Annotated in this window: 1 protein-coding gene and 1 pseudogene; both read left to right on the plus strand. The window is 63.5% G+C overall.

The genetic code is table 11. The annotated features are described in order from the left end of the window. Positions 1-109: 109 nt before the first annotated feature. A complete protein-coding gene (locus tag EN879_RS37775; RefSeq protein ID WP_024503807.1) occupies positions 110-559 on the plus strand; it encodes a FixH family protein in 450 nt (149 codons plus the stop codon). 7 nt (positions 560-566) lie between these two features. Next, positions 567-748: pseudogene (locus tag EN879_RS37780) on the plus strand (methylamine utilization protein); the annotation flags it as partial.

The following is a 748-nucleotide window of genomic DNA, read 5'->3' on the forward strand; positions in this document are numbered from 1 at the left end:
CGGCAGCGCCATGCTTGGCAAGCAGGGTTTTTTCCGCCACAGCGTTTTCCCACAGGCTGGCGGGATGCGATCCGTTCGGCAGAGCGTTGTCTGCAGAAGAGGAACCGGTTTGGCATCGATATGGCGTTATCTTCTGGCGGGTCTTGGTCTGGCTGCCTTGCTGGTCGGCATTCTCGCGGTCGTCTTCCTGACGGCGCCGCGTTCGTCGCTGCCAGCCGGCCCGGATGTCGCGCGGACGAAGAAAACCGACAACGGGCTGTACGTGGCGAGTTTCGTGCCGGAACGGGGCGTGGTGCGGCAGGGCGAACTGGAATCCTGGCTGCTGACCCTGAAGACAAAGACAGGGGCTTCGGTGGAGCGCGCCGCGATCGCCATCTCCGGCGGCATGCCGCAACACAATCACGGCCTGCCGACCAGCCCGCAGGTCACCGATTACCTGGGCGAAGGCCGTTACCGCATCGAGGGGCTGAAATTCACCATGAGCGGCTGGTGGCAACTTCGTTTCGCCATCTCATCCGGCGCCGGCTCCGATACCGTACTGTTCAACGTGGTGCTGTGAGCGATCGATGAAGCGCCTTTTCCGCTTTCTGGCGCTGATGGTCGCCGTCGTCCTCGTGGGCTGCGGCAAGCCTGATTTTTCCGACGCAGAAAAGAAGACTATCGCTTCGCTGGCGCTGTCGTCGCTGCCGGCGCTCAAGGCCGACACCACCAATCGTTTTGCCGACGTGCCGGCCGCCGCCGCACTCGG

Source organism: Mesorhizobium sp. M7A.F.Ca.AU.002.02.1.1, from assembly GCF_003998535.1.
GTDB lineage: Bacteria > Pseudomonadota > Alphaproteobacteria > Rhizobiales > Rhizobiaceae > Mesorhizobium > Mesorhizobium ciceri.